21 protein-coding genes are annotated in these 18,919 nt (G+C 67.4%); 8 read left to right on the top strand and 13 right to left on the bottom strand.

Translation table 11 applies throughout. The features are described 5' to 3' along the window. Positions 1-117: 117 nt before the first annotated feature. From AC5P67_RS12355 to AC5P67_RS12320, 8 genes are all read right to left on the bottom strand, one after another. Positions 118-1,485, bottom strand: a complete 1,368-nt coding sequence (locus tag AC5P67_RS12355) for a leucyl aminopeptidase family protein (RefSeq protein ID WP_495214742.1) — start codon at positions 1,483-1,485, stop codon at positions 118-120. A 3-nt stretch (positions 1,486-1,488) separates the two neighbouring features. Further along, positions 1,489-2,208, bottom strand: a complete 720-nt coding sequence (locus AC5P67_RS12350) for an HAD family hydrolase (protein WP_414489571.1) — start codon at positions 2,206-2,208, stop codon at positions 1,489-1,491. A gap of 74 nt (positions 2,209-2,282) precedes the next feature. Beyond that, positions 2,283-2,750 (bottom strand): hypothetical protein, encoded by a 468-nt coding sequence (locus tag AC5P67_RS12345; RefSeq protein ID WP_005407738.1) that lies wholly within the window; start codon positions 2,748-2,750, stop codon positions 2,283-2,285. 91 nt (positions 2,751-2,841) lie between these two features. Beyond that, complete coding sequence (locus tag AC5P67_RS12340) at positions 2,842-3,951, bottom strand: AI-2E family transporter (protein WP_076739067.1); 1,110 nt, start codon at positions 3,949-3,951, stop codon at positions 2,842-2,844. Between the two features lie 67 nt (positions 3,952-4,018). Then, on the bottom strand, positions 4,019-4,480 hold the full coding sequence (locus AC5P67_RS12335; protein ID WP_005411983.1) for a hypothetical protein: 462 nt from the start codon (positions 4,478-4,480) through the stop codon (positions 4,019-4,021). Continuing rightward, a complete protein-coding gene (locus tag AC5P67_RS12330) occupies positions 4,477-4,947 on the bottom strand; it encodes a phage holin family protein (RefSeq protein WP_005407741.1) in 471 nt (156 codons plus the stop codon). Before AC5P67_RS12330 ends, AC5P67_RS12335 begins: the two co-directional genes overlap by 4 nt. 8 nt (positions 4,948-4,955) lie before the next feature. Further along, the gene (locus AC5P67_RS12325) at positions 4,956-5,321 is read right to left on the bottom strand and encodes a hypothetical protein (protein ID WP_004153835.1); all 366 of its coding nucleotides are present in this window, start codon (positions 5,319-5,321) and stop codon (positions 4,956-4,958) included. A 101-nt stretch (positions 5,322-5,422) separates the two neighbouring features. Next, on the bottom strand, positions 5,423-6,856 hold the full coding sequence (locus AC5P67_RS12320) for a Do family serine endopeptidase (protein WP_012478904.1): 1,434 nt from the start codon (positions 6,854-6,856) through the stop codon (positions 5,423-5,425). A 491-nt stretch (positions 6,857-7,347) separates the two neighbouring features. On the opposite strand from AC5P67_RS12320, the gene AC5P67_RS12315 reads away from it, so the two are divergent. Together AC5P67_RS12315 and AC5P67_RS12310 are read left to right on the top strand one after the other, a co-directional pair. Then, complete coding sequence (locus AC5P67_RS12315; RefSeq protein WP_049450901.1) at positions 7,348-8,241, top strand: hypothetical protein; 894 nt, start codon at positions 7,348-7,350, stop codon at positions 8,239-8,241. 107 nt (positions 8,242-8,348) lie between these two features. Next, on the top strand, positions 8,349-9,032 hold the full coding sequence (locus tag AC5P67_RS12310; protein WP_005407744.1) for a hypothetical protein: 684 nt from the start codon (positions 8,349-8,351) through the stop codon (positions 9,030-9,032). A 15-nt stretch (positions 9,033-9,047) separates the two neighbouring features. Here the strand turns inward: AC5P67_RS12310 and AC5P67_RS12305 are convergent, their stop codons facing one another. Both AC5P67_RS12305 and AC5P67_RS12300 read right to left on the bottom strand, forming a co-directional pair. Then, positions 9,048-9,407, bottom strand: coding sequence for a DUF1428 domain-containing protein (locus AC5P67_RS12305; protein WP_005407745.1), 360 nt, complete (start codon positions 9,405-9,407; stop codon positions 9,048-9,050). 91 nt (positions 9,408-9,498) lie between these two features. Then, complete coding sequence (locus AC5P67_RS12300; RefSeq protein WP_495214739.1) at positions 9,499-11,901, bottom strand: S9 family peptidase; 2,403 nt, start codon at positions 11,899-11,901, stop codon at positions 9,499-9,501. Between the two features lie 210 nt (positions 11,902-12,111). Between AC5P67_RS12300 and AC5P67_RS12295 the strand changes: the two genes are divergently transcribed. Then, positions 12,112-12,684, top strand: coding sequence for an OmpO family porin (locus AC5P67_RS12295; RefSeq protein ID WP_005407747.1), 573 nt, complete (start codon positions 12,112-12,114; stop codon positions 12,682-12,684). Between the two features lie 190 nt (positions 12,685-12,874). Beyond that, the gene (locus AC5P67_RS12290) at positions 12,875-13,546 is read left to right on the top strand and encodes a response regulator transcription factor (protein WP_005407749.1); all 672 of its coding nucleotides are present in this window, start codon (positions 12,875-12,877) and stop codon (positions 13,544-13,546) included. Between the two features lie 7 nt (positions 13,547-13,553). Here the strand turns inward: AC5P67_RS12290 and AC5P67_RS12285 are convergent, their stop codons facing one another. Further along, entirely contained in the window at positions 13,554-13,991 is a 438-nt protein-coding gene (locus tag AC5P67_RS12285; protein WP_043035177.1) for a DUF6165 family protein, read from the bottom strand. Between the two features lie 129 nt (positions 13,992-14,120). On the opposite strand from AC5P67_RS12285, the gene AC5P67_RS12280 reads away from it, so the two are divergent. After that, the gene (locus tag AC5P67_RS12280) at positions 14,121-14,819 is read left to right on the top strand and encodes a TorF family putative porin (RefSeq protein ID WP_032967099.1); all 699 of its coding nucleotides are present in this window, start codon (positions 14,121-14,123) and stop codon (positions 14,817-14,819) included. Here the strand turns inward: AC5P67_RS12280 and AC5P67_RS12275 are convergent. After that, entirely contained in the window at positions 14,816-15,964 is a 1,149-nt protein-coding gene (locus AC5P67_RS12275; protein ID WP_329762175.1) for an MFS transporter, read from the bottom strand. The genes AC5P67_RS12280 and AC5P67_RS12275 overlap by 4 nt on opposite strands. Positions 15,965-16,107: 143 nt before the next feature. Here AC5P67_RS12275 and AC5P67_RS12270 point away from each other — a divergent pair, with 143 nt between their 5' ends. Continuing rightward, positions 16,108-16,995, top strand: a complete 888-nt coding sequence (locus tag AC5P67_RS12270; protein ID WP_005407753.1) for a LysR family transcriptional regulator — start codon at positions 16,108-16,110, stop codon at positions 16,993-16,995. Here the strand turns inward: AC5P67_RS12270 and AC5P67_RS12265 are convergent. Then, complete coding sequence (locus tag AC5P67_RS12265) at positions 16,964-17,431, bottom strand: YehS family protein (RefSeq protein WP_005411992.1); 468 nt, start codon at positions 17,429-17,431, stop codon at positions 16,964-16,966. The genes AC5P67_RS12270 and AC5P67_RS12265 overlap by 32 nt on opposite strands. 83 nt (positions 17,432-17,514) lie before the next feature. On the opposite strand from AC5P67_RS12265, the gene AC5P67_RS12260 reads away from it, so the two are divergent. Then, positions 17,515-18,000 (top strand): hypothetical protein, encoded by a 486-nt coding sequence (locus tag AC5P67_RS12260; RefSeq protein WP_111118140.1) that lies wholly within the window; start codon positions 17,515-17,517, stop codon positions 17,998-18,000. Between the two features lie 87 nt (positions 18,001-18,087). Next, positions 18,088-18,840 carry an SDR family NAD(P)-dependent oxidoreductase gene (locus tag AC5P67_RS12255; RefSeq protein ID WP_005411994.1) on the top strand — a complete coding sequence of 251 codons (753 nt, stop codon included), beginning with the start codon at positions 18,088-18,090 and terminating at the stop codon, positions 18,838-18,840. The last annotated feature ends 79 nt before the right edge of the window (positions 18,841-18,919 follow it).

The following is an 18,919-nucleotide window of genomic DNA, read 5'->3' as shown; positions in this document are numbered from 1 at the left end:
CGGAGCGTGTGGGTGGTCGACCCACACATCCTCGCAGAACCCGGCCGGGGCCGAAATTCAATTTTTCGTCAGATTTTCCGGGGACGGGGTGCCGACCAACGGTCGGCACCCACCCGATCAGCTGTAGCGCTGCTTCAGCATCGCCCACGCCGAGCGCAGCGCCAGCGCTTCGCCACCGGCCGGACGGCCCGGGCGCTCGCCGTCGTTCCAGGCATACACGTCCAGATGCGCCCAGCGCTGGCCGTCTTCCAGGAAGCGTTCCAGGTACAGCGCGGCGGTAACCGAGCCGGCCATGCGCGAACCGGCGTTCGCCAGGTCGGCGATGCCGCTGCTCAGGTAGCGCAGGTAGGGGCGCCACAGCGGCATGTGCCAGACCGGGTCGCGGGTCGCGTCACCGGCCTGCAGCCACTGCTGGGCCACCGTGTCGTCGTTGCTGAACAGCGCCGGCAGGTCCGGGCCCAGGGCGATGCGCGCGGCACCGGTGAGGGTGGCGAAGTCCAGCACCAGGTCCGGTTTCTGCTCACCGGCGAAGGTCAATGCGTCGCACAGGATCACGCGGCCCTCGGCGTCGGTGTTGTCGATCTCCACGCTCAGGCCCTTGCGGGTGGCGATGACCTCGCCCGGACGGAACGCATCGGGGCCGATCGCGTTTTCCACTGCCGGCACCAGCAGGGTCAGGCGCACCGGCAGCCCGCGCGCCATCACCAGGCCGGCCAGGGCCAGTGCGTGCGCGGCGCCGCCCATGTCCTTCTTCATGTTGCGCATGCCGTCGGCCGGCTTGATGTCCAGCCCGCCGGTATCGAAGCACACGCCCTTGCCCACCAGCACCAGCGCCGGGTCGGTTTCCCTGCCCCAGCGCAGCACGACCAGGCGCGGCGCACGATGCGAAGCGCGGCCCACGGCGTGGATGGCCGGGAAATTCTGCTTCAGCAGTTCGTCGCCGGTAATCGCCTCGACCTGCGCACCATGTGCATCGGCCAGCGCGCGCGCGGCGTCTTCCAGCTGCTGCGGGCCCATGTCTTCGGTCGGGGTGTTGACCCAGTCGCGCACGCGCAGGCTGGCGGCGATCAGGTCGGCCACTTCGCCGGTCGGCGAGGCCACCAGCTGCGCCGGTGCGCGGTTGCGCTTGCGATAGCGGTCAAAGCGGTAGCTGCCCAGGCCCCAGCCCAGCTGCAGCAGCGCCAGTTCGGCGGCCGGCAGTTCATTGGCCAGCTGCCAGACGCTGCCTTCCGGCAGCGCGTGCGGCGCATGCGCATAGCTGTAGGCATCGGCACGATCACCCACGCCCATCAAGGCACCGGCCAGGCCATCGGCGCCCGGCAGCAGTGCCACGCTGTGGGCGCCGGCGTTGAAGCCCTGCGATGCCAACCACGCCTGGGTGGCAGCCGGCTGGCTGTCCTTCCAGGCGGCGAACTGCTCGCGGTCCAGCACGTACAACGGCAGCGCCGCAGCGGTGTCGGCGGTGAAACCAGTGATCTCGCTCATGCGTCAGGTACTCCGGGGTGCGGCGGCGTCGAGGTTGGCATCCAACCAGTCGGCCAGGCCGGTAAGGGTGTCGAACTGCAGGTCCGGCTGCAGCTGCGGATGGGTCCAGGAGGCTGCGTCGCGGTTGATCCAGCAGCCGCGCAGGCCGGCGGCAATCGCCCCGGCCACGTCCATGTCGGCATGATCGCCGACGTGCAGCACCTGTGCCGGTGCCACACCCAGGCGGGTGCACGCGGCATGGAAGATGCTGGCTTCGGGCTTGGCCGCGCCGTGTTCGCGCGAACCCAGCTGGAAGGCGAAATGATGGGCCAGGCCGATCCGCTCCAGGTCTGCGTTGCCGTTGCTCAGCGCCGCCACCGGTACCCGTGCGGCAATGCGCGCCAGCGCGTCGATCGCATCGGGATAGCACTCCACCTGGTTGCGCGCGGCGTAGAACACTTCATACGCAGGCTCCAGCAGATCGAGGCTTGCACCGCTGGTGTGCAGTGCTTCGTGCAGGGTCAGCCGGCGCAGCGCACTCAGGTCGTGGTGGAGGTGCGGATGGGCGTGGTACAGCCGCTCGCGCAGTTCGCGCATCGCCTCCACCGGATACATCGCGGCGGTAGCGGGGCTGTGTTCGCACATCCAGGCGTGCAGGACCTGTTCGATGCGGGCGCCGATCGGAGCGAACGGCCACAGCGTGTCGTCAAGGTCGAGGGTGATGGCTTGGACGGGGAAATTCACCCCGCCATTCTACCCCTGCCCGCGCGGGCTTTCATGCGACGCGGCGGGCGGGTGGGCACTGTGGCTGGGCCGGGTCAGCGCAGGTTGTACGAGCAGGCGATGGTGGTCTGGCCGTCGAACTGCTGCACGTCCAGGTTGTGCCGCCCAACTTCCTTCGTGTAGGTGCCTGCTACCGGGTCGGACATCTTCGCCAGTGCCGCGACCTGTTCCACACTGGCCGAGCTGAAGTACGCGGTGAAACTGTCGATGCCATCCTCGCCGCTGTCGCCGTCATAGGACTGCAGCCGGTTCACGGGCTGGCCCAGCACCATCAAGGGCGTGGTCAGCCGGAACTCGCCGCTGGATTCGCCGTCCTGCACCCTTGCCGGGGCCGGTGTCAGCATCCGGGCCATGGCGTCGAACTGTATGGGCGTGAGGTGCCGCTTGCAGGTAACCGCCTCAGCAAGCTGGGTGCGCGCCTGATCGGCAGTCGGCGGTGTCGCGGCGAACGCGGGAGCGGCAATGCAGGCCAAGGCAAGGCAACGCGTGGCGAGAGAGTTCATCCGAGCGGATCCATCCGGGTAGGGCGCCATAGTCTGCCACTTCGTCCCTGTTTCTGGTTCCGCCACCTGCGTCCATCCGTTGTTGATGCCGTCACTCCAGCAGGCGTGCCCAGCCCTGCATGCCATCCAGGCGTGCCAGCACCAGCTTGATGCACACCAGCAGCGGCACCGCCAGCAGCAGCCCGATCATGCCCCAGGCCCAGCCGAACACCATCAGCGCCAGGATCAGCACCAGCGGCGACAGCTTCATCCGACGGCCCAGCACGATCGGGGTCACCATCTGCCCTTCCAGGGTGTGCAGGCCCAGGTAGGCGGCCGCTGGCAGCAGGGGCTGCAGCGGGTCGCGGAACTCGACGAAGCCCATCAACAGCATCAGCGCCACGCCGATCAGCGGACCCACATACGGCGCAAAATTCAGCAGCGCGGCCACCGTGCCCCACAGCAGCGCTTCCTGCAGGCCGATACCGAGCAGCATCAGCACGCCGGCGAACACCAGCCCGACCAGAGTGTTGATCACGCTGATGGTCAGCACGTAACGCGAGACCTCGCGTTCGATCGAACGCAGGATGTCCGTAGTGAAGCGCTGCTGCTGGCGGTTGGGGAACAGGGCGATCGCCGCGCGCTGCAGGCTCTGCCCGTAGATCATGAAGAACAGCGTCAGCAGCACGACGGCCAACACCGAGGCAGCCAGCCGCGGTGCACGGGTCAGCATGCGGTACGGGTCGTCCAGCTGGGTACGGATCACCTGCACCTTGTGGTTGCTGTCACCACCGGCCACACGGGCGAAGTTTTCCGCCGCCTGGTTGGCCTGCTGCACCGGCTTGGTCAGGTCCTGCACCTGGCGGGCGACCTTGCGCAGCTGCTGTGGGGCTTCCTGCGCCCATTCCATCGCCGGGCCGATCAGCTGCACGGCGAGCGAACCGGTCACGCCCAGGCCGGCGCCGAGGATCAACAGTGCGCCCAGCGCGCGCGGAATCCACAGCTTCTGCAGCAGGCGCAGGATCGGGTTGCCGACCAGGGCGAAGAACATCGCCAGCAGCACCGGCAGGATGATGTCCTGCGCGGCCCACAGCGTGTAGCCCACCGCCAGGGTCGCCAGCACCACCAGCGACATGGGCCCGCGCGGGCGCGACGGTGGTGGCAGCGCGGCCTCTGGCTCGTCGGGGCCGGCCGGTGGCGGGGACAGGAGGGACTCGCTCATCGACGCATCAACCGGAAAGGGGAGCGCATTATCCGCCGGCCGCGATCGGCGCGGCGGATTCCATGGATCAACGTTCGGACAGCTCGGTGGCCGCTTCGGCCGGACGCGGTCCGCGCAGGTCCGGTTCTGGCTCCGGCACGGAGCGTGGCGCCGGTGCCGGCCGTGCTCCGGCAGCGGAGGCCGCTGCCTGTGCCTGCTCGCTGGCATCGTCGGCTTCTTCGGCCGCATCGTCGGCGGTGGCCGCGGCCTGCGCCGCCATCGCCGTGGCGAACGCCGCCTGCGCACTGGCGAACAGGTTCGAGACCGAACCGACCATCTGCAGCCAGCGGGCACCGTTGACCTTGCCCGGCACCTCCAGCTTGCCGGCGATGAAGCCACCGGCCAGGCCGACCACCACGATGCGCAACGGCGACCAGCCCTGTCGCCATACCTGGCCGAGGGTGGACCAGTGGTCCTGTGTCTCGCCCAGACGCACGGTCACCACTTGTTCGCAGCGCTTTACCCGCCGCTGCAGCGCGCCGAACTTCATGGCTTGCCCTCGGGCAGCTGCACGCCGGCATCAGGGTCGTCTTCGCTGGGTTCGTCAAACAGGCCCAGGCGTGACAGCTGACGCCGGGTGGCGTGCATGCCGGTGTGGTGGAAGAAGTAGGACACCCGCCAGATCGCATAGCCGGTGACGGCCAGGCTCAGCAGCGAGGTGATCAGCAGGGCCTGCAGCCAACTCAGGCCCCAGCTCTGCAGCAGCGCGATGAGGGTGGCGGCCATCAGCAGCCACGCCGATGCACCAAACACGATCGCCACGCCGGCCCAGGCCAGCGCACGACCGAATGCGCTGCGCGCCAGCGCGAAGTCGGCCGAGGCCAGCCGGCGCAGTGAACGCAGCGTGTGCTTGGCCGAATCGGCAGCGGCACGACCGGCCGCGCCGACCTGGCGGATGCTCTCATCCAGCGGCGGGGTGGCCGCCGGATCAGGCGCTTGCGTGTTGTCTTCGCTCACGCTGCGGCTTACTTGTCGCTGCTGCCGCGGGCCAGCTTGGCGATGATCCAGCCGGCTGCGAAGGCAACGCCGAACGAGGCCAGCGGACGTTCGCGGATCAGTTCGGCGGCGCTGTCGATCAGGTCCTTGCCCTTGTCCATCAGCGCATCGACCTGTTCCTTGGCGGCGGCACCGCCGAACTCGGCGGCGGCCAGGCCGGACAGTGCACTGTCGGACAATTCAGCCTTGACGTTGGCCTTGCCGATGCGAAGCTCGTCGGTCGCTGCACCGGTTGCACCCTTGATCGCACCGCCGGCGGCCGTAGCGGCCTGCTTCAGGTGGGAACCGGCTTCACCCAGGTGTTCCTTCAGGTTCTCGGTATTGGTGGGGCTCATCGAATCACTCCTGTTGCGATGGGGGAACGGGAGTCGGCGGTGCCGACCTGGACTGACAGCAATAGCATTGCCGGGGTATAGGGGGTGTTACGGCAGGGCGATCAGCGCATCACGAGCTGGCCCTGCTGCTGGCCATTGTTGCGCAGCACGCGCAGCACCAGCGTCGGCGGGCGCTGCTGGAAGTTGGCGCGCCAGCTGGCCAGGTCGGCGAATTCACCGACGGTGGCATCGGTGATGATGTCGCCCTGCTGCAGGCCGTTGCTGGCGGCGCGGCTGCCGCGCTTGACCTCGCTGACCAGCACGCCGCTGGCGCCTGACTGGCGCAGCGACTCGGGCAGGTCGACGAAGGTGGCCCCGCCCAGGCGCGGGTCCAGGCTGTCGCCGGTGACCGCGCGTGCCTGTTCCTTCAGCGTCGCCTTGATCTGCAGCGGCTTGCCTTCGCGGCGTACGTCCAGCGTCATCGGGCTGCCGACCGCCGCCAGGCCTTCCACGTTGTGCAGGGCTTCGGCGCTGTCCACGCGCTGGCCATTGGCCGACACCACCACGTCGCCCGGCTTCAGGCCGGCGGCGGCCGCCGCCGAACCGGCCAGCACGCGGGTGATCAGCGCACCGCGGGTTTCGCCCAGGCCCAGGCCCTGCGCGATCTGCGCGGTCAGGTTCTGGCTTTCCACGCCCAGCGTGCCGCGCACCACCACGCCGTGCTTGACCAGCTGGTCGACCACGCTGCGCGCCAGGTTCGAGGGAATCGCCAGGCCCAGGCCGATGTTGCCGGCCATGCTGCCCTGCGGGTTGAAGCTGGCAGTGTTGATGCCGACCAGCTGGCCCTGCAGGTCGACCAGCGCGCCACCCGAGTTGCCCGGGTTGATCGACGCGTCGGTCTGGATGAAGTTCTGGTAGCCCAGCCCGCGGATGCCGCTGCGGCCCACCGCCGAGACGATGCCCGAAGTGACCGTCTGGCTGAAGCCGAACGGATTGCCGATGGCCACCACGAAGTCGCCCACCCGCAGCTGGTCGCTGTTGCCGAGCTTGATGTCGGTCAGGTTCTGCGCCGGAATACGGATCAGCGCGATGTCGGTATCGCGGTCCGAGCCGAGGAATTCGGCCTTGACCGTGCGCCCGTCGGCCAGTGTCACCTGTACGTCATCGGCGTTGTCGATGACATGGTGGTTGGTCAGCACCAGGCCCTCCCTGGCGTCGATGATCACGCCCGAGCCCAGCGATTCGTTGATGCGTTCCTGCGGGATGTCCGGGAACAGGCGGCGGAAGAACGGGTCGTTGAAGAAGGGATTGCGTACGCGCACCACCTGCTTGGTGTTGACGCTGACCACGGCCGGCATCGCCTTCTCCAGCATCGGTGCCAGTGACGGAACCTGCTGCCCGGCCACTGCGGCTGGCAGTGCCGCCATGGTCGGCACCACCGCTGGAAGCGGAGCGGCATCGGCACGGTTGTCCAGGTGGGCGTTGATGCCGGTGGCAACGAAGCCACCGAAGGCGGCGGCGATTGCGAGCGTGAGCAGGGTAGGTAGCGGTCGCATGGGAGTCGGTTCGCTGGCGGGAATGGGGGCGGTTCGGCTCTACGGTAAAACAAGCTGAATGAGTGTGTCGCGATCTGGATAAATGCGCCATGAAAACCGCGCGCCGGGAACGCGGATCGCGACGACCAGTGCTGGGGCGGTGACGACAGCGGCGGCGGCGCCCGGCAGTGTACGGACGTCAGCCGCAGGTCGCGCGGATACAGGACGATACTTGCGCAGTTCTGCGCATCCCGGTGCCGCGACGCGCCATATTGCATGCCTTCCGAGGCATCCGGGCGGGAGCACACAACCAATGCCTGTCACGACGCGGATCATGCGGCGCAGCACTGAAAAAAAGGGGTTTCCTGTAAACACGGTGTGCCTGCAGGGATGGTCGACTACACCATCGCCGTCGCAGCAGATGCGATTGGTGGCGCATGCCCCGTTCCACGATCGTCAATGTCGGTATAGCATCGCCCCGTTTTGATACTTAAGGCCCCCAGGAGGGCAACATGAGCAACGGTAATGGTGTGTCGGTCGTGACCGACGCTGTCGAGAACGTCAAAGAAACCGCCACCAACGTTGGCGAGACCATCGCCCACGCTGCCGAAGACGCAGTGAAGTCGGTCAAGAAGACCGTCAAGCGCGCCACCAAGGCTGCCGGTACCCGCGTTGCCAAGGCCAAGAAGGCCGTGGCCAAGGTCGAGAAGACCGTTGCCAAGAAGGCCGAAAAGGCTGCCAAGTCGGTCGGCAAGACTGTTGCCAACGCCAAGAAGAAGCTGGAAGCGGCCAAGAAGAACGCCAAGGCCGAAGCCGCTGCCCTGAAGAAGGAAGTGGCCAAGAAGAAGGCCGCTGCAGGCAAGGCTGTGACCAAGAAGGCCGCCGCTGCCAAGAAGACCACCAAGGCCGCCACCAAGGCTGCCGGCAAGAAGGTCGCCACCGTGAAGAAGGCTGCCACCAAGAAGGCCGCCGTCGCCAAGAAGACCGTTGCCAAGAAGACCGCGGCCGCCAAGAAGGTGGTCGGCAAGAAGGTCGCCACCGCCAAGAAGGCTGTGGCCAAGAAGACCGTCGCCGCCAAGAAGGTTGCTGGCAAGAAGGCCGTGGCTGCGAAGAAGGTTGTCGGCAAGAAGGTTGCCGCCACCAGGAAGGTCGCCACCAAGAAGACCGCCGCGGCCAAGAAGGTTGTCGGCAAGAAGGCTGCCGTCGCCAAGAAGGCCGTCGGCAAGAAGACCGCTGCTGCCAGGAAGGTTGTCGGCAAGAAGACCGCCGTTGCCAAGAAGGCAGTTGGCAAGAAGGTTGCCGCTACCCGCAAGACGGTTGCCAAGAAGGCTGCCCCGCTGAAGAAGGTCGCCGCCAAGAAGGCTCCGGCCAAGAAGGCCGTGCGCAAGACCGCCAAGCGCAAGTAATCGCGCCGTGACCAAAGGCCCTGCCACCCACCGGGTGGTGGGGCCTTTCGCGTTTCCGGGACACTGTCCGGGGCAAGATGCAGGTTCTTTCCGCTGGAGCCCCGGGCATGCGCGGTATCGACTTCAGTTCCTGGCAGGGCGTGCTGTCCACCTTGGCCGGCCTGGTCCTGATCACCCTGCTGGGCGTGGGCATCCGCCTGCTGGTGATGCAGACCCTGCAACAGCGCCGCGAGCGCGAGAACCGGCAGATCAACGAACGGCTGCGCACGCTGATGGCGGCCTACAAGACCCTGGGCGGTTCGTTCACCGGCGAACTGGGCGTGGATCCCAGCCATCGCCGCGACCTGCGCCAGCGCGAAGATGCCGAAGGCATCGCCGAACCCCGCTCGGATCGCGCGCGCCGCATCCGCGATGCCGTTGAAGCGGCGCTGTCGGACATCCTGCTGCTGGGCACCGACGAACAGGTGCGGTTGGCTGCGCGCGCTGCCAACGATCTTGCACAGGGGCGACCGGTGCATACCCACGAACTGGTGGTCTCGCTGCGCGACTTCGTGCGCGAAGCGCTGGACCTGGCGCCGATTCCGGCCGACCTGCAGATACCGCCGCAGGGGCCGACCCGGCCGGGCGGTGCCAGTGGCAAGGGCCGCAACGACGGCGATGCCAAGGGCGGTCGTGCGGGTGGAGGCGGCGGTGGCGGAATGGGGGCCGGCATGGGCGGTGTGGGCCTCGGCGCCGGCGCCGCACTGGGCGCCGGCCATGCCTCCGCCAGCGATGAAACGGACGCGCGCTGAGCACGTCCGCCCGGTTCAGCGGGTCAGTTCGTAGATCGGCACGAAGCCACCGTAGATCATCCGCGCGCCGTCGAACGGCATCGGATTCGTCGCCGGATCAAACCTTGGGTCTTCCATCATCTTCTTCATGCCGGCGTCGCGGGTCGGCTTGTCCGGCCATTCGATCCAGGAAAACACCACCGTCTCGTCCGGCGTGGCTTTCACCGCGCCGAAAAAGTCGGTGGTCTTGCCGTGCGGCACGTCGTCACCCCAGCACTCGACCACGCGCAGCGCGCCGTACTCGATGAAAACGGGATCCCCTGTGCGTGCATGGGCGAGGAACTTCTCTTTGTTGGCGGTGGGCACCGCCAGGACGAAACCATCGATGTAGCTCATTGCCTGCCTCCGGATGGACCGTGCCGCATGCACGGCCTTCAAGTACACGACGAACCAGGGCGTCGGGGATCGACATCCTCTGGCCGCCCGTTCAGCCCGGGCCACCGGGCAGTGGTGCCAGCACCGTATCCGGTGGCTGCTGGCCGGCCAGGTGGCGCACGAAGTAGTCCCACATGCGGTGCGTGTAGGTGGCGTCGTTGCGGAACAGCTCGTGGTCCTGCCGGGCCAGGTACAGCAGGTCGTAGCGGCGCTGGGCCTTGTTCAAGGCGGCGGCCAGCTGCAGGGTCAGCGCCGGCGGTGCGTTTTCGTCCAGCTCGCCATAGACCAGCATCAGATGCCCGCGCAGGTTGTCGGCCAGCGCTGCGTTGTCGAGCCCGGCAAAGGGCGCCGGCACGCCATCGGTCATGGCCGTGGCTGGCAGCACGCCACCGAACAGCCGGTCCATGCCGTGCAGGGCGCCGCCGTACATGCCCTGGAAATTGTGACTGCCGGCCGAGGCCACGCCCACCTTGTAGAACGCCGGGTAGCGCAGCAATGCCCGCGCCGCGCTGTAACCGCCGAACGAATGCCCGTAGATGCCGACCCGCTGCAGGTCGATGCCCGGGTAGCGTTCGCCCAGCTGGCGCAGCGCGGCCACGTGGTCATCCAGCTGCACATCGGCGCCGTGCAGGAAGCTGCTGTCATGGAAGGCCTTGTCGCGGCCGCCGGTGCCGCGCGCATCGATGCTGACCACCACGAAGCCAAGCTCGGCCAGGCTGGCGCGTGACACCGGATTCAGCGCGGACACCGCTTCGGCGTAGGTCACCGGGGCATTGCTGATGAAGGCGCCGCCGTACATCGCATCGATCACCGGGAAGCTGCCGTCATCGCGATAGTCGCGGGGCAGGTAGACGGTGGCGAAGATCGGCGTGCGCCCGTCGGCGGCCAGCAGACGTTCGCGCTGCGGTGGGCGCCACCCCGCAGCAAGCACTGCCCGGTTGTCCGCCGCTTCCAGCAACAGCAGCTCGCGACCGTCATCGCTGGCCCGCAGCACGGTGCGTGGTGGCTGGTCGAGACGGGAAACGGTATCCACCAGATAGCCACCGCCAGGCGACAGCGCCTGGGGGGCGCGCCCGCCGAACAACGCGCCGCTGCCGGCATCGGCCAGATGGTCGTTGCCATCGGCGGCCAGGCGCTGGACCGGTCCACCCTGCAGCGATACACGGTACAGGCCGCGTACGTAGGGGTCGCCACCGTCGACGCCGCCGGCGCTGAAGTACGCCCAGCCACCGGCAGCGTCCACACCCAGCAGGTCGCGCACCGCCCAGTGGCCGCGGGTGAGCTGGCGCAGCACTTTGCCGTCGGACAGGCGCACCCGGTACAGATGGCCCCAACCATCGCGCTGCGAGAACCACACGGCGGTGTCCTGCCCGGGCAGGATGGCCACCGCTGGCCGGTTGTAGGAATACACGTTGAGCTGCAGGCGAGTGTCGCTGGCTTCTTCCAGAACCGTGCGCAATGCACCGCTGTTGCCATCGATCTCCACCAGGCGCAGCCTGCGCGGCGTGCCGAAGTGCGCGATCACGGCATACAACCGATCGCCGTCCCAACCCAGGATGCCGGCCTCACTGAGCGTGTTCCAGCCCTCGGGCAGCGCGATGTCATGCTGCCTGCCGCTGCGGGTATCCACCACAAACAGGGTGTCGCGCACCTGCTGTGCATCGCCCAGCACCCCCAGCTTCACGGTATGCACGCGCGGCCGCGCGCTGTGGGTCGGGCTGCTTTCCAGATAGGGGTAGTCCTGCAGCGCGCGTTCGTCGTAGCGGATGCCGGCCACGTAGCGCCCGTCCGCAGACCAGCCAACCGCGAACGGCCGCACCGGCATTCGGCCCTGACGGCGTGGAATACCGCGCAGGGCGAAGTCCGGCAGCACGCCATAGCCATTACCGGCTTCTCCGCTGTGGGTCAGTGCCCGTGGCGCCGTGCCAGGCGACTGCAGCCACAGGTTGTTGTCGCGCACCTGCAGCCACGCATCGCCGACGGGCGAAGGCAGTGCATCGGCCGGCGGCCGCGCATCCGGCGAACGTGCGCATTGCCAGCGCGGCCATTGGCAATCGACGGGCACTTCTCCGCTGAACCGCAGGCGCAGGCCATCGTCCGCCTGCTGCACGCTGGCCAGGCGCAGGCGTGGCCCGCTGGCACCGAGCGGCGCAACCGCAGCGTCCAGCGCAGTGGGTTCGAACAGGGTCTGGCGTGTCGCCTGGACGGGATCGACCAGTACCGCCTGGCGCCGGCCCTGAGTGTCTTCGCGCTCATACCAGAATCGTCCATCGGCCAGCCAGTGGGGCAGGACCGAAGCATTGCGCAGCGCACCGCGCAGATGACTGTCATGCACGCGTTCGGCGCGCTGGTAGTCGGTCGCCTGCAGCGCACGTGCAGTGTGTGGCGACAAGAGGGCAATGCAGGCAAAGACAGCGGCGCGGACACACGTCCGCAGCGGATCGGAAACGAGCAAGGCAACCTCCTGTTGCAATCGTCGAAGGATTACAGATGCACGCGCGCCGCGCGCGTATGCCAGACGGAGCCTGAATCAAGCCCAAAAATTCAGCAATGCGAAGACCACTGTTTTCAGGGAGCGTTGTGGCGAATAACGGAGAATTTACATTCCCGATGCGATGGCGCCCTGGCGCTGCTGCACACCATAAGAAAGTAAAGGTGTACCCCCATGAAGAATTCGCTGATTGCTCTGGCCCTGGCCGCTGCCCTGCCGTTCACCGCTTCGGCTGCTGAGAACCTGTCGTACAACTACGCTGAGGCCGACTACGCCAAGACCGACGTCGATGGCATCAAGGCTGACGGCTGGGGCGTCAAGGGTTCCTACGGCTTCCTGCCGAACTTCCACGCGTTCGGTGAATACAGCCGTCAGGAAGTCGACCACACCAACATCAAGGTTGACCAGTGGAAGGTCGGTGCCGGCTACAACGTCGAAATCGCTCCGTCGACCGACTTCGTTGCCCGCGTTGCCTACCAGAAGTTCGATCGCAAGCACGGCCTGGACTTCAACGGCTACAGCGCTGAAGCCGGTATCCGTACCGCCTTCGGTGCCCACGCCGAGGTCTACGGCATGGTCGGCTACGAAGACTACGCCAAGAAGCACGGCGTCGACATCGACGGCCAGTGGTACGGCCGCCTGGGTGGTCAGGTCAAGCTGAACCAGAACTGGGGCCTGAACGGCGAGCTGAAGATGAACCGCCACGGCGACAAGGAATACACCGTCGGCCCGCGCTTCAGCTGGTAATTGCTTCCTCGGCGCGCCTGCGCGCTGAAGATGCCTCGACAGGCCCGGCCCATGCCGGGCCTGTTGCGTTTCCGGCTGGGCAAACGCTACCTGACCGTGTCGCGGTGGAAGGGCGGCATTGCAACGAATTGGATTCCGCAGGTGTCGGCTGCGCCCTAGGGTGAGTGGCCTGTCCTGCAGGAATGCAACGATGCCCCCGTTTCCCTCGCCCCGCGATTCTCCCTGCCGCTTGTTGCTGCTGGATCCGCATCCACTGTTGCGGCATGGCGTGCAGGAACTGCTGGCCCGGCAGACGGGCCTGCAGGTCGATGGAAGCTACGGCCGCAGCGGTGATCTGCTGCAGCGCCTGCAGCAGCAGGCAGCTGCGATCGATCTGCTGCTGGTTGACGCCTTGCCGATCGGTGACAGCGGGGAAGGCCTGGAACTGCTGCGGCACGTATCACGACATTGGCCGGCAGTGCCGATCCTGGTGCTGTCCGCACACTGCAACGCGGGTGTCGTGTCCTTGGCCCTGCAGGCCGGTGCGCGCGGATTCCTGTCCAAGGCCTGCGCGCCGCAGATGCTGCTGCGCGCGGTGAGCGTGGTTGCCCGCGGCGGGCGCTTCGTGCCGCCGGAGCTGCGTGCACAGTTGAACCAGTCCCGCCGGCAGCGCCAGCAGTCCATGCGTTCACCACGGTTGAGTACGCGCGAGCGCGCTGTCCTGCAGTGGGTGCTGCGTGGCTGCAGCACCGGCGAGATGGCACGCCGCAGCGGGCGTGCGGCCAGCACCATCAGCACGCAGAAACGAGCGGCCTACCGCAAGCTGGGCATCCGCAACGATGGCGAGCTGTTCCGCTTCCGCCATCTGATCGACGCTGATTGAGGCGGGGTTACTCGCCCTGGTACTGCTTTTCTTCGACCAGGGCCGAACCGGCCACGCGGTTGATCTCGTTCTTCACCTGCACGCGCTCGCCATTGGTGCCATAGACACCGCGTGCCAGCTGGATGAAGGCATCGTCGAACACCTGGGCCGCTTCCTTGTCGCGCAGCTGGTCCTGGATGTCCCACATGCGCTCGTTGATCACCTTCAGCTGCTGCTTCAGCGCGGCCAGTGCCGGTTGTGCGTGCAGCAGCTGCTGCAGCAACGGCAGCAGGCCGTCCAGCTCGGTGCGGACGTTGGCCAGCTTGGCGGCATCGTCGATGCGCTCGGCCTTGATCTCGAGAATGGTGATCTTGTCGATCAGCTCGCCGATCGATACCGGAGTCAGGATGGCGTCCACGCGGTTGGTTCCTGGAAACAGGGCGCCATGATACCGCGCTGCTGGCATTGGCCGCAGTCCACGGGATTTACGCCGAATTTGCGCCACGGGCCCGGCAGCACCCTCGATCCGTTACGGCCCTCGCCTCGACACTGCGTTCCCGGCGGCGTGACCGCCTTCGACGAGGAACACAGTGCAGTGAACAGCAAGGGGATGATGGCGGCGCTGGTGGCCGCCCTGGCAGGGCTGCTCGGGATCGGCAGCGCGCAGGCACAGGTGCAGGTCAGTGGCAGTGCGGCGTTGACCAGTGACTACGTATGGCGCGGCAGCTCGCAGAGCGACGGCGACCCGGCGGTGCAGGCCGGCGCGAAGGTCTCGATCCCAGCGGGCTGGTACGCCAGCGTGTGGGGGTCCAACGTTTCGTTCAAGCCGGACAATGGCGCGCGCAGCGAGTTCGACCTGGTGGCGGGCTGGTCCGGCGCACTGGCACCGGACTGGAGCCTGGATGCCAACCTGACCCGTTACGTGTACCCGGGCACCGGCCGCGCGCTGGACTGGACCGAGCTCAACACCACGGTGACCTGGAAGCAGCGCGCCTGGCTGCAGGTCGCCCATTCCAACGATGCGTTGGCCGGTGGCCATCGCGGTACCTATGCCCAGCTGGGTGTGCGTGTGCCGTTGCACGAACGCCTCCGCCTGGAAGCAGCGGTGGGCCAGTACTGGCTGGCCACCGCCCAGGGCCCGGACTACCTGCATGGGCAGCTCAGTGCCATCGCCTCGCTGACCCCGGCATGGGAACTGCGCGCCACCGTGCATGACACGGACAACGCAGCCAAGCGCCTGTTCCCCGGCAACGCCGGTGGGCGATGGGAGCTGGCGCTGCAGGGCAGCTTCTAGTCGGGCAGCGACGCCTGGCGCGCGCGCAGCGCGCCGGGCAGCCACAGCAGCAGGGCCAGCGCAGCCACGGCAGCGCCGGCCACGCAGACGCCGGTCCAGCCGAAGCGCTGGTAGACCTGCGCAGACAGCAGCGAACCCAGCGAACCGCCGATGAAATAGCCGGTCATGTAGCCGGCATTGAGGCGGTTGCGTGCCGCCGGTTGCAGTGCGTAGATCAGGTTCTGGTTGCTGACGTGCAACAGCTGCGCGGCCAGGTCCAGCACCACCACGCCCACCAGCAGCGCCAGCAGCGAGTGTGCCGACAGCCCCAATGGCAGCCACGACAGCAGCAACAGCAGCAGTGCAATGGCGGTGGCGCGCCCGGTCTGGCCACGGTCGGACATGCGGCCAGCCAGGCCGGCCGCCAGCGTGCCGGCCGCGCCGACCAGCCCGAACAGCCCGATGGTGGCGTCGCTGTAGGCATACGGCGGCTGTGCCAGCAGGAACGCGAGCGGGGTCCAGAAGATCGCGAACATGGCGAAGCTGCAGGCGCCCAGCAGCGTACGCTGGCGCAGCACCGGTTCCTGCACGAACAGCACGCCGATCGAGCGCAGCAATGCGAAATAGCCCAAGCCGGCGCTGTGGTGGAACCGCGGCAGACCGCGCTGCAATGCCAGTGCGGTCAGCACCAGGGTGGCAGCGGCGATCGCATACACCAGGCGCCAGTCGCCCAGGCTGGAAAGCAGGCCGGCCACGGTGCGCGCCAGCAGGATGCCCAGCAGCAGGCCACTCATCAGCGTGCCGACCACGCGACCGCGATGTTCCGGCGCGGCCAGCGTAGCGGCGAACGGCACCAGCACCTGTGCCACCACCGAGAACAGGCCGGTGATCGCGGTGCCGACCAGCAACCAGGTCAGCGACGGTGCACAGGCGCTGATCACCAGCCCGCCGGCCGACAGCAGGCTCATCACCACGATCAGGCGGCGGCGTTCGAACAGGTCTCCCAGCGGCACCAGCAGGATCAGTCCGGCGGCATAGCTCAGCTGTGCCGCAGTGACCACCATGCCGACCTGGCCGAACGGTACGCCGAAGGCGTCGGCGATGGTGTGCAGCAGTGGCTGCGCATAGTAGTTGCTGGCCACGGCCACGCCGGTAGCCACGGACATCAGCAGCACCTGCCAGCGGTGCAGAGGGGGGAGGGACGGGCTCACGCGGTGTTCCAGGAAGCGGGGGGCACAGTGTCCACCTGCTGCGGCCATGATGGAAATGAATCATCATCATCCTTGCCATCTGTAAACGAGATAGTTGGATGAATCTCAAGCAGCTCGAGTTTGCCGTTGCCCTGGCCGAGGAGGGCAATTTCACCCGTGCCGCCGAACGCTGCCATGTGGTGCAGTCCGCGTTGAGCCACCAGATTGCCTACCTGGAGCAGGAACTGGGCACGCCGCTGTTCGAGCGCCTGCCGCGGCAGGTGCGGGCGACGGCAGCGGGTGAGGCGCTGCTGGTGCACGCACGCCAGGTGCTGGTCAGCCTGCGCCACCTGCGCGCCGACGTGGCCGCGGTCAGTGGCGAGGTGCGCGGGCTGCTGGCGATCGGGCAGATCTCCTCGCTGACCGATATCGATGTGGTGGCGATGCTGGCCGCGTTCCAGCAGGCGCACCCGCAGGTGGAATTCCAGTTGCGGGTGGACAAGAGCGAGGACCTGATCGCGCAGGTGCAGTCGCGTGACCTGGATGTTGCACTGGTGGGGTTGGCGCCCTCGGCCGGCCTTGACGGGGTCTGCCACCAGATGCTGCAGGAAGAAGACCTGGTGGCGGTGCTGGCCCCCTCGCATCGGCTGGCTAGGCGCAAGCGGCTGCCATTGACCGAATTGCAGGACGAGGCGCTGGTCGACTTCCCGCGCGGCACCGGTGCGCGGCGGCAGACCGACGATGCTTTCGTTGCCGCTGGCCTGCCGCACACGGTGCGTTTCGAGGTCAACCTGATGGAACTGGTGGAGCGCTTCGTCCGCCATGGTCTGGCGGTTGGCATCGTGCCGGCGCTGATCGCCGAAGGCTTCCAGGGCGTGGTGCGGATTCCGCTGCAGCCAACCCCGACCCGCCGCGTGCACCTGGTCTGGCAGCGGCTGCCGACACCGGCGGCGCGGGCGTTCGTCGAGGCCGTGCTCAGCCGCGCAGGCGCAGGCTCAGGCCCTTGAGGAAGTTGCGCAGCATCTGGTCCAGGCAACGCCGGTAGTTGGTGTGCCCGGGCTGGCGGAACAGCGCACCGACTTCCGACTTGGAGACGTTGAAACCGGCGCTGGCGAAGATCTCCATCAGATCGACGTCGCGCAGCTGGAACGCCACGCGCAGCTTCTTCAGCACCAGGTTGTTGTCGATGCGGGTTTCCACCGCGCGCTGCGGCTGGCTCTCGTCGCGACCGCGCAGGTGCACGATCAGGCCATCGAGGAAGTGCGCCAGCGCGCTGTCGCTCATCGCTTCGAAACCGGCTTCGTCCTCGCGGCGCAGCCAGGCCTTCACCTGTTCGGGATCCACGGCGAAGGCCGGGTCGGCCATCTGGCACAGGGTCACCACGTGGTGGTCGCCCAGGTCCAGGGAATAGCGCACGCTGCGCAGGACATCGTTGTTGATCATGGCCCATTGTACCGGCCCCTGGCGTGTCACCGGACTGTCATCGAACTGCAGCATCGTGGGCACTCGTTCGCTGAGACCCTTGCATGCGCCGGTATCTGTTTTCCGCACTGCTGCTCGCCAGCAGCTTCGCTGCCTTCGCCCAGGACCGCTTCGTACCCGTCGAGCGCCGCCTGAGTGCATCCCAACTGGCCGAGGTCGGGCTCAGTCCAACGCAGTTGCAGGCGCTGAACCGGGTACTGCGCGAGGCAGAGCGCGCGGCCACCGGGCCGGCAGCGGTGGCCCCCGCCGCTGCGCCGCTGCCTGCCAATGTGCCGGCACCGGCAGCAATGCATCTGGGCCTGGAAGAAGGACCGGTCAATGCACGCGTGGTCGGAGAGGTCGCAGGCTGGCAGCCCGGCACGCTGTTCACCCTTGATAACGGCCAGCAATGGCAGGTGATGAAGGGGCAGATGAAGCTGCGCAAGGTGCTGCAGTCGCCGCAGATTGCCGTTGTTCCAGGAATTGCCGGGCGCTGGTTCCTGCAGGTCGACGAAGACCTGCCCAAGGCCAGAGTGTTTCGCGTGCGTTGAGCCGGGGGGACGGCAGGACGGCGGGCAACTCAGGACGGGCCGGGAATGCCAGAATGGGCGTCCGGTTTTTCCCCCTGGAGTTGCCTGATGACCCGCACTGTCCTGATTACCGGCGCCACGTCCGGCTTCGGCGCCGCCGCCGTCCACCGCTTCGCCCAGGCCGGCTGGAAAGTGATCGCCACGGGCCGCCGCGGCGAACGCCTGCAGCCGCTGGTCGATCGCTACGGCAAGGACGTGGTGCATGCCGCCGCCTTCGACATCCGCGATCCGGTTGCGATGGAAGCGGCGCTGCTGGCACTGCCGCCCGCCTTTGGCGAGATCGATCTGCTGGTCAACAACGCCGGCCTGGCGCAGGGCACCGCGCCGGCACAGAGCGCCAAGTTGTCGGACTGGACCACGATGATCGACACCAACATCACCGCGCTGGTGACCCTGACCCACCGCCTGCTGCCGCAGCTGGTGGAGCGCAAGGGCGCGATCATCAACATCTCGTCGGTGGCCGGCGTCTACCCGTACCCGGGTGGCAACGCCTACGGTGGCACCAAGGCTTTCGTCAGCCAGTTCTCGCTGGGCCTGCGTTCGGACCTGCACGGTACCGGCGTGCGCGTGACCACGATCGAGCCAGGCATGGCTGAAACCGAGTTCACCGTGGTGCGTACCCACGGCGACCAGGCGGCGTCGGACAAGCTCTACAACGGCGCCAACCCGATGACCGCCGAAGACATCGCCGAACAGATCTTCTGGGTGGCCAGCCTGCCGCCGCACCTGAACATCAATCGCCTGGAACTGATGCCGGTGAGCCAGTCCTTCGCCGGTTTCCAGGTCGCCCGCGAAGGCTGACCGCCGTTTGTAGAGTCGAGCATGGCTCGACTCTGCAGAAACAAGAAAAAGCCGGGCAATGCCCGGCTTTTTCATTCAC

The sequence above is a fragment of the Stenotrophomonas sp. YJH_SMC_21 genome (assembly GCF_059369555.1).
This window is presented reverse-complemented; position numbering and strand designations above follow the sequence as displayed.